This window comes from Pseudomonas sp. JV241A (assembly GCF_900275665.1).
GTDB classification, from domain to species: Bacteria; Pseudomonadota; Gammaproteobacteria; order Pseudomonadales; family Pseudomonadaceae; genus Aquipseudomonas; species Aquipseudomonas wadenswilerensis.
The window spans coordinates 87,279-101,318 of sequence record NZ_OPYO01000007.1 but is presented as its reverse complement, the minus strand read 5'-3'; the positions used below and the strand labels follow the sequence as shown (position 1 = coordinate 101,318).

The following is a 14,040-nucleotide window of genomic DNA, read 5'->3' as shown; positions in this document are numbered from 1 at the left end:
GCCGGTTCAGCGCTGCTCGCTGCAGCAGGCCTTGAGGATCTGGCGCAGCCAGCGGTGCGCCGGATCGTTGTCAAAGCGTGGGTGCCAGGCCTGCATCACCGTCACCCGCTCCATCGGCAAGGGGATGTGGAACGAGCGTAGCGGCAGGCCGAGCTTGGTCACGCTGCTGAGGATGTTGGCCGGCATCGGCAGCAGCAGGTCAGAGTCCGGCAGGGAGAACATCGCCGAATGAAAGCTCGGGGTGATCAGCGCCACCCGCCGCTGCACCTTGTAATTGGCCAGCTCGACATCGATCGGGCCGTTGGCCCGACCACGGCGCGACACGCTGATCTGCGGGTAGGCGGCAAAGCGTTCGGGGGTGATCTCGGCCTCGAAGATCGGGTGATCGTGGCGCGCCAGGCCGACGTAGATGGTGTTGAACAGGCTCTGCATCTTGATCTCGGGACCCAGGTCGATGGTCGAGCTGACGATCAGGTCGGTACCACCGTCGCGCAGTACCGCATCATCGTCGCCACCGCTTTCGGGGACGAAGCGCAGCACGGTATGCGGCGCCTGCTCGTGCATCATCTGCAGCAGCTGCGCGCCATACAGGGCGATGAACAGGTCATTGGTGCGGATGTTGAAGGCCCGGTCGAGGGTCGCCAGGTCGACTTCTTCACGGCTGCGAAACACCAGCCCGGCCTGCTCGACCAGGGCCCGCACCTGCTCGTGCAGGGCCAGCGCCCGCGGTGTCGGCACCAGGCCGCGGCCGGCGCGAACCAGGATCGGATCGCCGATGGCCTCGCGGATCCGCCCCAGGGTCCGGCTCATTGCCGCCGGGCTGAGGTTCATGCGCCGCGCCGCGCCGACCACGCTGCCTTCATCGAGCAGGGCATCGAGGGCGACCAACAGGTTCATATCCGGGATCTGCATTGCCAGGCATCCATGACGTGTAAACAAGGGGCGATCTTAACAGCTCGACAGCGGCCTTCGGTTTGCGCCGCACGCAACTACACAGTGCAGGCCAGGCCATTTATCCGCAGGCCGGGAATCCCCAACAATAGCCGGCTCGACTGCCGCCCACAGGAGCCGCCCATGCTCAGCCCCGTATTGATTGCCATCGATGGATCGCCCGCTTCCCAGCGCCTGGTCGAACTGGCGCAGCAGTACTGCCTGCCCAACTGCCATCGCCTGCTGGTGGTGCTGGCCATCGACAGCGCCTTTGCCCTGAGTGACGGGCCGGGGGCGATCAGCCTGTACGAGCAGCAGGAGTACCCGGCGGCCACCGATGAGCAGCGCCATGCCACCCAGGCCGTGCGCCAGGCCCTGGAGAACCTGCGCGCGCTGGGGTTCGAGAGTGAAGGCAAGCTGGTGCAAGGCGAGCCGGTGGCGGCAATCGTTGCTGCCGCCCGCGAGCTTGAGTGCGAGCTGATCATCGTCGGCCACCGGCACTTGAACCGCCTGGGGCGCTTGCTGGATCCGTCGATCAGCAACAAGGTGATCGATCAGGTCAGTTGCCCGGTGCTGGTGGATTCGCGCCAGGACTGAGCCGCTTTTAACCCTCTTTCTGACCCGGCTTGACCACCACCGTACAGGTGGTCCCCGCCGCCAGCAAAAAGCCCTCCGGCACTTCATCGATATGAATCCGCACCGGCACGCGCTGGGCCAGCCGTACCCAGTTGAAGGTCGGGTTGACGTCGGCGATCAGCTCGCGGCTTTCCGGGTTGTCGCGGTCATAGATGCCGCGCGAGATGCTCTCGACATGCCCCTTGAGCCTTTCGCCGCTCATCATCTGCAGCTCGGCCTGGTCACCCACCCGAACATGCGGCAGTTTGGTTTCCTCGAAGAAGCCGTAGACCCAGAACGAGTCCTTGTCGACCACCGCCATCTTCGGTTCGCCGGTGCGCGCGTAGTCACCGCGATGGACGTTGAGGTTGGTGACGTAGCCATCGACCGTGGCAAGGATCCTGGTGCGCTTGAGGTCGAGCTCGGCCGCCGCCAGTTGCGCCTGGGCCTGCTGGTAATCGGCCAGCGCCGAGTTGGCGATGTTGCTGGCATCGTCACGGTTCTCCCGCGAGATCACCAGGTTGTCCATGTCGGCGCGGCGATGGGCGTTGACCTTGCGCATTTCCCAGGTGGCCTTGCGCGAGGCGACCAGCGCCTGGGCCTGGCGGACCGCCACTTCGTAGTGCTCGGGGTCGATCTGCAGCAGCACATCGCCCTTCTTCACCAACTGGTTGTCGCGCACCGGCACATCGACCACATAACCCGGCACGTCGGCAGCGACGTTGATGATGTCGGCGCGCACGCGCCCGTCGCGGGTCCAGGGCGTGTTCATGTAATGCACCCAGAGCTGGCGACCGATCACCACGGCAGCGGCCAGCACGAGCAAGGTGGCGATCAGGCTGAAAAACTTTTTCATCAACAGGGGTCTCAACGGTAGAGAGTCAGGGCCATGGAACCGAACAGGCAGATAAACAGGCACAGGCGCAGCAACGCCGGGTGCCAGAAGAAGCGGTAGCCGTCATGGCTGGCGATAAACCGGTCCAAACCCCAGGCAAGCCCGGCGGCGAACAGGAACATCAGGGTCATGGTCGGCATGTAGACGCCATGGAAGGCGATTTCACGAGGCATGGGGCAGTCCTTTGGCCGGGGCCAGTTCGGCCAGCGGCGACTGAGGGTCGAGCAACGAAGTACGGATGAAATGCAGGTAGCTCTGCACCCGGCGCAGGGCCGAGGTGTCGAAGTGGCGGGCGAACGGCTCGTCGGTGGCCTGCACCCGGCTGATGGCGTGATCCACCGCCACCAACGCACGCTCGTGGTTGCTCGCGCTCGGCTGCATGAACAGCCGCGCCAGCGCCCGGCCCATGACCCGGATGGCCTGGCGCCAGGGCTGCGATTCGGCATAGCACGGGTGCACCGGCAAAATCGCCTGCTCCTTGCGCAGCTCGATGATCGCGTGACCGACCTCAAGCACCACGAACATCCAGCGCAGCAACTTGCTCTGCACCCGCGGCTGGCCGACCGCCAGGCCATAGGCCTGGTGCAGCAGGTCGCGGGTGCGGCTTTCGAAGCTCGAACCCAAGCCGCGTAGGCGCCCGGTGATCGCATACAGCACCTGGGCACGCAAATCCTGCTCCAGGCGGCTCCACAACCAGCAGCTGTTGGGCGGCAGGATGATTGCCCCGGCAGCGGCGCAGACCAGCATGCCGATGACCATGGCGATGTAGTCGTTGATGAAGTTGTAGGGGTTGTAGATGGTCAGGTTGTCGGGCACGGAACCGGTGGCAAAAAAGATCAGCAGGCCCAGCCCGTAACCGGCATAGGCCGGTCGCGAAGCGAGGAACGCGCCGAACACGAACACCGGCGCCAGCACCAGGCACAGCAGCGGGAAACCGTCGATCCAGGGGAACACGAAGAAGGTTTCGAAGAAGCCGACAAAGGCGCCGAACAAGGTCCCGCAGGCCAGCTGGAACGACATGCGCTTGGGGTTTGGCGTGGCCGCCGAGAGGCCGACGGTGGCCGCGGCGATCAGCGTCATCATCGCCCCGCTCGGCCAGGCGGTGAGTATCCAGAAGCTGCCCAGCACCAGCAGGATGAACGAGGCGCGCACACCGGCGGCCAGTGAGGCCATCCAGTTGGTCTGCGCCACATAGGGCTCATCCCACTGCTCGCGGGCATGGTTGTGCTCGGTCAGCGAAGCGTGGGTCTGGGCGTAGCTGTGCATGTCGTCGACGAAGCGGTACAGCAGTTCGTAGGCGGTGTGGAAATCCAGCAGGTCGGCATCGCTCGGGCCGCTCTCGACATACGCCGCACGCAGGGTGCGCACGCGCTCCGGCAAGCCTTCCTTGTAGGCGGCCAGCTGCTCGGCCAGGCGCGCCGCATCACCCTCGGTAAGTCCGCGACCGGCATAGCCGTCGAGCAGCTCGGCCAGGGCGGTGAGCCCCGGCTCGATGGCGGTGACGATCTGCAGCGGCCCACGCAAACGCAAGCGCTCCAGCAACTGGTGCAAGGCGTTGAAGCGCGTGGTGATGGCCATGAATTCGCTGTTCATCCGCCCCAGGCGCCCGTTGCGCCGGCGCATGTGCGGGTCTTCGAAGGCGGTGACACTGCGCAGGCTTTCCAGGCCCACGGCCTCGGCGATAAAGCGCACGTTGCTGCTTTCGAAACGGTCGCGCTGGCTGTCGCCGCGCAGGCCCTCGGCAACGAAGCCGGCAAACACGCCGAAGCGTTGGTACAGGGCGTTGCGCATCGAGGCGCTGGCCGACTGCGGCAAAATCGCGGCGCTGACCAGGGTCGAAACCAGAATCCCCAGGGAGATTTCCAGCACCCGCCACACCGCGGCCATGAACGCGCCGTCGGGATGCTGCAGGGCCGGCAAGCCGACCATCGCCGCGGTGTAACCGGCGAGCACGAAGCCATAGGCGCGGAAGGTGCGGTAGCGCATGGCGCCGGCCGAACACAGGCCGACCCAGATCGCCAGGCTCGGCAGGAACAGCTCGGTGTTCTGCGGAAACAAGGCGATCAGCGCGACCATCATCGACGAGCCGGCCAGGGTGCCCAGCAGCCGGTAGAAGCTCTTGGCGAACACATGGCCGCTCTGCGGTTGCATGACGATGAACACGGTGATCATCGCCGTGCGCGGCTGCGGCAACTCCAGGCGCATGGCCAGCCACAGGGTCAGGAAGGCGGCGCTGAGAACCTTGAAGATGTACACCCAGGTCACCCCGTCGGTGCGCACCCATTCAAAGAACCCGCGACGCCACTCCAGGGTGGCCAGCCAGCGAAACGGCAGGGTCAGTGCGCTCATTCGGCATGGCCCGGCTTGTCGAAAATCGCCAGGGTCGCCGGGGTTTTCGGCGCCTGTTGCCGGTCTGCTTCCGGCACATCATGGCCCGCGCCCAGGCCGCCGCCCAGGGCCGTGACCAGTTCGGCGTGGGCACTCAGGCGTGCGGCCTGGACCTGCTGCTGGATCTGCTGCTGGCGGAACAGCATCGTCTGCGCGTTGAGCACATTGAGGTAATCGGTCAGGCCGCGCTGAAAGGCGATCATGGCGATGTCGTAGGTCTTCTGCGCCGAGGCCACCGATTCGGCGGCAAAGTGCTGCTGCTCGTGCATCGACTCACGGCGGATCAACTGATCGGAAATCCCCTTGAGCGCCTCGACCACGGTCTGGTTGTAGCGCGCCACGGCGATGTCATAACCGGCCGAGGCAACCCCCAGTTGCGAACGCAGGCGACCGCCATCGAACACCGGCAGGCTGATCGCCGGGCCGACGTTGTAGTTGAACTTGCGCCCGGTCAGAAACTCCAGCGCCCCGCCACCGGTGGCCATGAAACCGAGGCCACCGACCAGGTCGACGTTGGGGAAGAAACCAGCATGGGCGACATCGATACCGCGGGCCTGGGCCGCGACCTGCCAGCGGCTGGCGACCACGTCCGGGCGTTGGCCGACCAGCTCGGCGGGCAAGGCCGAGGGCAAATTCAGCGCGGTACCCAGCGCCAGCTGTGGACGCTGCAGTTGCGCACCCTCGCCTGGACCTTTACCGGCCAGGGCTGCCAGCTGGTTACGGGCCAGGGCGATTTCTTCATTCATTGCATCGAGCTGACGGTGGGTTTCCGGCAGCGGCGTCTGCGCCTGGCTGACTTCGAAATGGGTGCCGATGCCGCCGGCCAGACGCCGTTCGGCCAGGGCCAGGATCTGCTCCTGCTGCTCAAGCTCGGCCTTGACGATATCGCGCTGGGCAAAGTGCAGCGACAGCTGGATGTAGACCTTGACGATATTGTTCTGCAGCTCGAGCTGGGCCTGGCGGGCCTGGGCCACGCTCATGTGGGCCATGTCCACGGCCTGCTCGCTGGCATTGCGCTCACGGCCCCAGAGGTCGAGGGCGTAGCTGAAGCCGAGCGCGGCATTGTTGTCCCAGGTGTTGGAACCGGACAACGCGCCGGGGCCATAGAACTGGTCTTCCGGCCAGTTGTGGCGCTTGAGCGTCGACTGGCCATTGACCTGCAGTTTTTCCGCCGACTCGACCACCCCGGCCATGGCCTTGGCTTCGCGCACACGGGCGGCGGCCATGGCCATGCTCGGGCTGTCTTGCACGGCCAGGGCGATCCAGCGATCGAGTTGCGGGTCGCCGTAGGCCCGCCACCATTGCTGGTCGGGCCAATGGGCGTCGCGGGCGGCTTCACGGATCGCCGCGTCGGTGGTCAGGGTATTGGCTTGCAGCGTCTTGCTTTGCGGGGCAATGCCCCAGGTTCCGATACAGCCGCTCAAGGTCAAGCTAAAGGCACAGGCACTGAGCGCATTGAGCGCTCTGATGATGCGACGCGGCACAGCTGCAAATTCCCGACGTAGAAGGTGGATGACGCTTGGAGACGCAATTCTAGGGGGCTGCCGCACTGGCGATAAGCGTGCATTACTGCGAATCTTTGTTACGAAAACAGCGATAATCCGGCTTTAGTCTGAAGACCGCCTCGGTTACTTCATGTCACAATTTGTCGTCTACTTTGAGAGCGACCCATGGACACCCTGCAAAACATGCGTGCTTTTAGTTGCGTCGCGCAAGTCGGCAGCTTCACTGCCGCGGCCGTGCAACTGGATACGACCACCGCCAACGTGTCGCGGGCGGTCTCCAATCTTGAAGCCCATCTGCAAACCCGCTTGCTCAACCGCACCACCCGGCGCATTGCCCTGACCGAAGCCGGCAAGCGCTACCTGATGCGCTGCGAACAGATCCTCACCTATGTCGAGGAAGCCGAAGCCGAGGCCAGCGATGCCCACGCCCGCCCCGCCGGGCAGCTGAAGGTGCATTCGATGACCGGGGTAGGCCAGCATTTCGTCATCGACGCCATCGCCCGCTACCGCGAAACCCACCCGGACGTAACCTTCGACCTGACCATGGCCAACCGCGTGCCGGACCTGCTCGACGAAGGCTATGACGTGTCCATCGTGCTGGCCAGCGAGCTGCCGGACTCGGGGTTTGTCTCTCAGCGCCTGGGCATCACCTACAGCATCGTCTGCGCCTCGCCCGAGTACGTGAAGCGCCACGGCATTGCCCACAAGCCCAGCGACCTGCTCAACCACGCCTGCCTGCGCATGGTCAGCCCGGTGATCCCGCTGGAGAAATGGCTGTTCGACGGCCCCGAAGGCCAGGAAGTGGTCAACATCACCCAGGCGCCGTTCCAGGTGAACTCCGCCGACGCGATGAAAACCGCGATCCGCAGTGGCATGGGCGTCGGCGTGTTGCCGATCTACTCGGCCATAGAGGGCCTGCGCGATGGCTCGCTGGTGCGGGTGATGCCCGAGTACCGCCTGCAGGAGCTCAACCTGTACGCGATCTACCCGTCGCGCCAGTACCTGGATGCCAAGATCAAGACCTGGGTCGAGTACCTGCGCAACTCGCTGCCGGAGATTCTCGCCGCCCATGAAGCGGACCTGAAAACCCACGAACTGCGCATTGCCACCTGAAATCTTGCTGCACAGCGGCGGTGGAGAATGATAGCGTGCTACCCATTCTCCACCGCCCGCAGAGATTTCGCCGATGAAAAAGACCGTCCTTGCCTTCAGCCGCATCACCCCGGCGATGGTCGAACGCCTGCAGCAAGACTTCAACGTGATCGTGCCGAACCCCAAGCTCGGCGACATCAGCGCCCAGTTCAACGAAGCCTTGCCCGAGGCGCATGGCCTGATCGGCGTCGGCCGCAAACTCGGCCAGGCACAGCTGGAAAACGCGAGCAACCTGGAAGTGGTCGCCAGCGTCTCGGTGGGTTATGACAACTATGACCTGGCCTACTTCAACCAGCGCGGCATCGCCCTGACCAACACCCCGGATGTGCTCACCGAAAGTACCGCGGACCTGGGCTTTGCCCTGCTCATGGGTGCGGCACGGCGGGTGGCCGAGCTGGATGCCTGGACCAAGGCCGGGCAATGGCAGGCCACCGTGGGCCCGGCGCAGTTTGGCAGCGACGTGCACGGCAAGACCCTGGGCATCGTCGGCCTCGGTAATATCGGCGCGGCCATCGCCCGGCGTGGGCGCTTCGGCTTCAACATGCCGGTCCTCTACAGCGGCAACAGCCGCAAGCCGGCCCTGGAACAGGAACTGGGCGCGCAATACCGCAGCCTCGATGAGCTGCTGGCTGAGGCTGATTTCGTCTGCCTGGTGGTGCCATTGGGGGCGCAGACCAAACACCTGATCAGCACCCGTGAACTGCAACTGATGAAGCCGAGTGCGTTTCTGATCAACGTGTCCCGTGGCCCGGTGGTCGATGAGGCGGCGCTGGTGCAAGCCTTGCAGGCCGGCACCCTTCGCGGCGCCGGGCTGGATGTGTACGAGAAAGAGCCGCTGAGCGAATCGCCGCTGTTCCAGCTGAAGAACGCCCTGACCTTGCCGCACGTAGGTTCAGCCACCGCTGAAACCCGTGAGGCCATGGCCAATCGCGCGATTGATAACCTGCGCAGCGCGTTGCTGGGTGAACGGCCGCGGGATCTGGTCAATCCGCAGGTGTGGAAGTAAGGCGTTACGTATAGCTAATCAACAACCCTTACCGTTACCAGTGGTGAGATCTGCGACGGCAGGCTGAGCACCGCCAGATCGAAAAACAGCACACCGGTACCGCCCAGCGCGCTTTGCAGATAGCGCCTGGGCAGTAGGAAGTCGTGCCCACGGTAGTCTTCCCAGCGTTCGATTACATAGGTTTTCCCGTAGTGTTCCGGCGCCCCTTCCGGTGGAAAGCCAACCCAGCCAAACACCAAGGTTGCCCCTTGAGAGCCCTGCAGGCCTGGCAAGGAATAACCACTAAGCGTCAGTCCCTCGTCCCCGACCTGGGAAAGGCTGATGGTCCAGACCGCGTCTTTGGGAGTGGGCGGCGCGACCACCGGTTTATCGGACTTGCCAATCATCACTTCCATAACCGTTGCTCCGAACACTGCGAATGTGTTCTGCAAGCTACGCCGTTGGAACGCCATTGAAACCTGGCATTTTTACCAGGTACCGCTAATCAGCTGCACCGGCTACATCGTTGTAACGAAACCTGAGCCTGCAGACTCCATCAGTCTGTTTGAGCCTCAGGACAACAACAGCATGGAAACCTTATCGACTCACGGATTGATACGCCTCGGCAAGATCCTGGTCACAGCGTTCATCGGGATCTTCAGTGCCTTGGTGGTATTCGGCAACCTCACCGACTACGCCAGCAACTTTCTCTTCGTCCAGCACACCTTGAGCATGGACACGACCTTCCCGGGCAATGCCCTGCTCTACCGATCGATCACCTGGCCACCCCTGCACCATCTGTCCTACTGGCTGATCATTGCCGCCCAGGCCCTCTGTACGATGTGCTTTGTGATCGGTGCCTGTCAGTTGTTCAAGCACCGATGTGCCGACGCCCGAGGCTTTCACCAGGCCAAACGCTTCGCCATTATGGGGTGCCTGCTGGGGCTGCTGATCTGGTACCTGCTCTTCCAGGTAGTGGGCGGTGAATGGTTTGCCATGTGGCAATCTACCCAGTGGAACGCCCTGGCCACTGCGGGGAGGATCGTCGATTTTCTGTTTGCCACGCTGATTTTCATCAGCCTCAAAATAGATGATTGAGGCCGGTTGCCAACAATGCTCCTGCTTGAGCCGGCCCCTGTGGGCTGGCTGTACCGGCCTCATCGCGGGGCAAGCCCGCTCCCACCGCTACCTCAAGGCCACGACCGGCTCGACCACCTTGGGCCGGGGCTTGCGAAACACCAGGACGTTGCCCAGCATCACCAGCACCAGGCCTGCCAACGCCGGCGCCGTCCATTGATAACCTTCGTAGAACGCCGAGACGTTCAACGCCACCAGCGGGAACAGCACCGTGCAGTAAGCGGCCCGCTCCGGCCCCATGCGTCCGACCAGGGTCAGGTAGGCAGTAAAGCCGATCACCGAGCCCGGGATCACCAGGTACAACAGCGAGCCGATGTAGCGCGTGTTCCACTCCATCGCAAACGGAATGCCATTGACCAGGCAATACAGCCCGAGCATGGTCGCGCCATAGAGCATGCCCCAGGCATTGGTGGTCAGCGGCCGCAGGCCAGCCTTTTGTTGCAGGCTGGAGAGCATGTTGCCGGCTGAGAAGCATAGGGTGCCCAGCAGGGCCAGGCCCAGACCGATGATGGTTTCGCGGCTGGCGGCATGCCCGGACAGTTCCGGCCAGAACAGCAGGCCCAGCCCGGCCAGGCCCAGTGCGCCGCCGGCCAGCACATTGGCAGCAACCCTCTGCCCAAAGAACACCCGCGCATTCAGCGCGTTCCACAAGGTGGCGGTGGAGAACACCACGGCGATCAGGCCACTGGGGATCCACTGGCTGGCGGTGAGAAAGCACATGAAGTTGACGCAGAACAGGCACAGCCCCTGGGCCAGGCAGATCAGGTGGCCGCGGCGGTTCATCGGTTGCAGGCGGCGGCTGAGCAGCAGGATGACAAACAGCACCAGCGCCGCCAGGGCAAAGCGGTAGACGATCGACACCGGAATGGCAACCACCCCCAATTGCAGCTTCAGGGCAATCCAGGTAGTCCCCCAGATCAGCACAGTGAGCAGATATAACGACAGGTTCATGGCGGCACTCCTCGATTCCAGGCCACCAGTGTGCAACTGCACCCTCAGCCGGCACTTGCACATTCTTGCGCTTTTGCGCAGGCAGCAGCTGTCAGCCCCGGCCTGGCGGAGTACGATGGCCCACAGAGGTAAGGACCATGACGCCGTTGGACCAGCTGCAAGTCTTCAAAGCCATGCACGACTCACCCCATGCCCGCCTGGAACACAGCGCGCACCTGGGTGACGGCCTGGCTGCAGCCCTATGGAACAACCGCCACGACGCCCGCGACTACGAAGCCCCCAGCCATCACACCCTGTCGTGTTACATCGCCGACGGCACCGGCACCTTCCGCCGCGACCGTCCCGGCCACACCGGCGCGCCCGACAAGCTGTGCATCATGCCTGCAGGGTCGGCGTCGCACTGGGTGGTCAACGGCTCGATCCGCCTGGCGCACCTGTACATCAGCCAGGAACAGTTCGCCCTCGGCTGCGTCAGCCTGCTGGACCGCGAACCCCGTGAGCTGCAACTGCAGGAAGCGACCTTTCTCGACGACCCTGAGCAGGCCCGACGCTTTCGTCAGCTGATCGCCCTGGACTGGGACGAGCCCGCCGAGCGCCTGCTGACCAGCAGCCTGGCCCACGAGATTCTCGACCACGCCCTGCTCAGCCAGGTCGGCCTGCGCCAGGGCCTGCGCCTGAAGGGCGGGCTGGCCGCGCACCAGCGCCGGCAACTGAGCGAATATGTCGAAGGCCATCTGGATCAACCCCTGAGCCTTGGCGAGCTGGCGGCGCTGTGCAACCTCTCCGAGTACCACTTCGCACGGATGTTTCGCGAAAGCTTCGGCCTGCCGCCGCACCAGTACCTGCTGGCCCGGCGCCTGGCCAAGGCGCGTCAACTGCTGCGCTATAGCCAACTGCCGCTGGGCGAAGTAGCCCTGCTGTGCGGCTTTGCCAGCGCCAGCCATTTCAGCAACCGCTTCCGCCAGGCCCTGGGCGCGACGCCCGGTGCCTACCGAACCGCGCTCAAAAGCTGATACCCCCCGCCTCACAAGCCCTCACCAGGACGCCCGCTCCCCGGCACGCCGGGCCGCCGTCTGCTCATTGAATTTATTCATAATCTCGATCAAAACAATCGAATTAGTGAATACGTCTGCGCACCTTAAGCTTCGCCGCCTTCATCTTCCTAAGCCGAAAACGTGCGCTGAACGGGGTGAAAGAACAGCGGAGCTTCGCTGTTTGGTTATTGGGGAATTAACAAGAATTCAGAGAAATTCGTGCCTAACAAAAACCATTTATTCATCAGGACAATTCCAGCGGCCTGCTTACGCGGCCCCTAAAACCAGGACAGCACCATGAGCGACGTACAGACTCCCAGCCACTTGCGACAGCGGCACTCCCTGCAGCGATCGAGCCTTTATCTTTCATTGCTGGCAGTGCTTTCGCCACTGGCTCAAGCGGACTCAGTCTCAGGGTTTGGCACCGACAACACCTACGGCGCCGGCGCCGTAGACCCCGAAATCACCAGCAACTCGGGAAACTCGGCCTACGGTTTCAATGCCGGTGCCAAGGTTACGGGCAAGCACAACACGACGGTCGGATCGAACGCCGGGGTCAATGTCGAAGGCTCATTCAACAGCGCTGTCGGGCGCAACGCGGGCAGTAACGTGGTTGGTGACAACAACACCTACGCCGGTAACGATTCCGGTAATGGCGTCAAGGGTCGGGGCAATACCGGATTCGGCATCAATGCCGGTCGCACCGTCAACGGAACGGGTAACAGCGGTCTAGGTGCAAACGCCGGGCAGAACATTACCGGCAACTTCAACTCCGGCGCCGGCAACAACGCAAGCAATCGGGTCAACGGCAGCTTCAACAGCGCCAACGGGGCATTTTCCGGCTGGAATGTGACCGGCGACACCAATACCGCGACAGGCGCACACGCCGGAAAACAGGTTAACGGCAGCTCCAACTTCGCCGCAGGTTTCTCCGCCGGCAACAACGTAAGTGGCGACAACAACATTGCCATCGGCAGAACCTCAGGCTCGAAGATCAGCGCCAACGACACGGTGGCCATCGGCACCGACGCCAGCGCCACGGCCTCCGACGCTGTTGCCCTGGGTAACCGCGCAAGCGCGATCAATCACAATGACGTGGCACTGGGTGCCAGCAGCCAGACTGCCGCCGCACAGCCGACAGCCGGCGCGGTGATCGACGGTAACGCCTACATCTATGCAGGCAGCAAGCCTGCCAGCGTGGTCAGTGTCGGCGCCCAAGATGCCGAACGCCAAATCAGCAACGTCGCGGCCGGACGCGTCACCGGCACCAGCACCGATGCGATTAACGGCAGTCAGCTGTTCGCTACCCATCAGGCGGTCAACCTGGTGGGCAGCCGCTTGAACAGTCTCGGCGGTGACATCGCCAATTACTTCGGCGCCGGTGCCGTGTACAACCCGTTCACCGGCAACATGTCTGCACCGAGCTACCTCATCCAGGGCTCCAACTACAACAATGTCGGCGACGCGTTCAAGGCAGTGAACACCACACTGACCAGCCTGGACACCCGGATCACCGATCTGCGCGATAAGAGCCCCGTGCAGTACAGCAACCCGCAAACGCCTACCCAGGCAAACCCCTATGCGCCCGGCTCGGGAGGCGCGGGTGGAAGCTCAAGCGCCGGTTCGGTCAACGGCATTACCCCCACTCAGGACGTCACCCTGGTCGGCAACGCCCCGGGCCAACCCGTGAGCCTGCACAACGTGCAGGATGGCGTGGTGGCGCGCGACAGCAAGGACGCGGTCAATGGCGGCCAACTGCACCAGACCCGACAGCACCTCCACAATCAGGGCAATAGCGTCGCCAACACCCTGGGTGCAGGCTCGCGCTATGACGCAAACACCGGCAAGGTCAGCAACCCGACCTACACCGTGTATGGCAACAACACCAGCAATGTCGGCGAAGCTATCGACAAGCTGCAGACCGGCGCGCCGGTTCAGTACTCGGATGCGCACGGCGTAGCGACACCTGATGTGCCCTCCAATGACGTCACCTTGTCCGGCAGAAACAGTGGCCCTGTCGCTGTGCACAACGTCGCGCCAGGCATCCAGGGCACCGATGCGGTCAACGTGAATCAACTGCACTCGGCAATCAGGGGCGGCACGCAAGGCCAGTTCGACCAGATCCGTTCGGACGTCAACAACCTGCGCAAGGATGCGATGGGCGCGGCTGCCGGTGCCATGGCCATGGCCAGCATGCCCCAGGCCTATCTGCCCGGCCGAAGCATGCTGGCTAGCGGCATGGCCACGACCGGTGGCGAGGCCTCGATGGCCGTGGGCCTGTCGACGCTGTCCGACAACGGCAAGTGGGTGTTCAAGGCCAATGGTTCGGCCGACACCCGCGGGCAGATGGGCGTTGGTGTCGGTGCGGGCTTCCACTGGTAAACGGCAAGGCAGTTGCCCGCTACAGGGCAACTGCCACGGGTCAATCAATCACTCTGATTCCAACGG

The 14,040-nt window shown here is 63.7% G+C and carries 13 protein-coding genes; 6 read left to right on the top strand and 7 right to left on the bottom strand.

The annotated features are described in order from the left end of the window. Positions 1-6: 6 nt before the first annotated feature. On the bottom strand, positions 7-912 hold the full coding sequence (locus tag JV241A_RS03870; protein ID WP_115085377.1) for a LysR family transcriptional regulator: 906 nt from the start codon (positions 910-912) through the stop codon (positions 7-9). Positions 913-1,074: 162 nt separating this feature from the next. Between JV241A_RS03870 and JV241A_RS03865 the strand changes: the two genes are divergently transcribed. Then, positions 1,075-1,527 carry a universal stress protein gene (locus tag JV241A_RS03865; protein ID WP_115085376.1) on the top strand — a complete coding sequence of 151 codons (453 nt, stop codon included), beginning with the start codon at positions 1,075-1,077 and terminating at the stop codon, positions 1,525-1,527. Between the two features lie 7 nt (positions 1,528-1,534). Here the strand turns inward: JV241A_RS03865 and JV241A_RS03860 are convergent, their stop codons facing one another. The 4 genes from JV241A_RS03860 to JV241A_RS03845 are packed head-to-tail and all read right to left on the bottom strand — an operon-like array spanning position 1,535 to position 6,312. Beyond that, complete coding sequence (locus JV241A_RS03860; protein ID WP_115085375.1) at positions 1,535-2,401, bottom strand: HlyD family secretion protein; 867 nt, start codon at positions 2,399-2,401, stop codon at positions 1,535-1,537. 11 nt (positions 2,402-2,412) lie between these two features. Further along, positions 2,413-2,613 carry a DUF1656 domain-containing protein gene (locus JV241A_RS03855; protein WP_028943216.1) on the bottom strand — a complete coding sequence of 67 codons (201 nt, stop codon included), beginning with the start codon at positions 2,611-2,613 and terminating at the stop codon, positions 2,413-2,415. Next, a complete protein-coding gene (locus JV241A_RS03850) occupies positions 2,603-4,789 on the bottom strand; it encodes an FUSC family protein (protein ID WP_134061401.1) in 2,187 nt (728 codons plus the stop codon). Before JV241A_RS03850 ends, JV241A_RS03855 begins: the two co-directional genes overlap by 11 nt. Next, entirely contained in the window at positions 4,786-6,312 is a 1,527-nt protein-coding gene (locus tag JV241A_RS03845) for an efflux transporter outer membrane subunit (RefSeq protein ID WP_134061400.1), read from the bottom strand. The genes JV241A_RS03850 and JV241A_RS03845 overlap by 4 nt, the downstream gene beginning before the upstream one ends. 186 nt (positions 6,313-6,498) lie before the next feature. Here JV241A_RS03845 and JV241A_RS03840 point away from each other — a divergent pair, with 186 nt between their 5' ends. Then, positions 6,499-7,446 carry a LysR family transcriptional regulator gene (locus JV241A_RS03840; RefSeq protein WP_045197201.1) on the top strand — a complete coding sequence of 316 codons (948 nt, stop codon included), beginning with the start codon at positions 6,499-6,501 and terminating at the stop codon, positions 7,444-7,446. A gap of 73 nt (positions 7,447-7,519) precedes the next feature. Further along, positions 7,520-8,491: a D-glycerate dehydrogenase gene (locus tag JV241A_RS03835; RefSeq protein ID WP_115085372.1), complete on the top strand. Its 972-nt coding sequence runs from the start codon at positions 7,520-7,522 to the stop codon at positions 8,489-8,491. Between the two features lie 14 nt (positions 8,492-8,505). Here JV241A_RS03835 and JV241A_RS03830 read toward each other — a convergent pair whose 3' ends face one another. Next, positions 8,506-8,886 carry a hypothetical protein gene (locus JV241A_RS03830; protein ID WP_134061399.1) on the bottom strand — a complete coding sequence of 127 codons (381 nt, stop codon included), beginning with the start codon at positions 8,884-8,886 and terminating at the stop codon, positions 8,506-8,508. Here JV241A_RS03830 and JV241A_RS03825 point away from each other — a divergent pair. After that, complete coding sequence (locus JV241A_RS03825) at positions 8,867-9,568, top strand: DUF2165 domain-containing protein (RefSeq protein ID WP_205125905.1); 702 nt, start codon at positions 8,867-8,869, stop codon at positions 9,566-9,568. The two genes, JV241A_RS03830 and JV241A_RS03825, sit on opposite strands and share 20 nt — an antisense overlap. 87 nt (positions 9,569-9,655) lie before the next feature. Here JV241A_RS03825 and JV241A_RS03820 read toward each other — a convergent pair whose 3' ends face one another. Beyond that, positions 9,656-10,558 (bottom strand): DMT family transporter, encoded by a 903-nt coding sequence (locus tag JV241A_RS03820; protein WP_115085370.1) that lies wholly within the window; start codon positions 10,556-10,558, stop codon positions 9,656-9,658. 137 nt (positions 10,559-10,695) lie between these two features. On the opposite strand from JV241A_RS03820, the gene JV241A_RS03815 reads away from it, so the two are divergent. Next, positions 10,696-11,571: an AraC family transcriptional regulator gene (locus JV241A_RS03815; RefSeq protein ID WP_134061398.1), complete on the top strand. Its 876-nt coding sequence runs from the start codon at positions 10,696-10,698 to the stop codon at positions 11,569-11,571. Between the two features lie 318 nt (positions 11,572-11,889). After that, positions 11,890-13,974 (top strand): YadA-like family protein, encoded by a 2,085-nt coding sequence (locus JV241A_RS03810; RefSeq protein ID WP_134061397.1) that lies wholly within the window; start codon positions 11,890-11,892, stop codon positions 13,972-13,974. Positions 13,975-14,040: the final 66 nt, after the last annotated feature.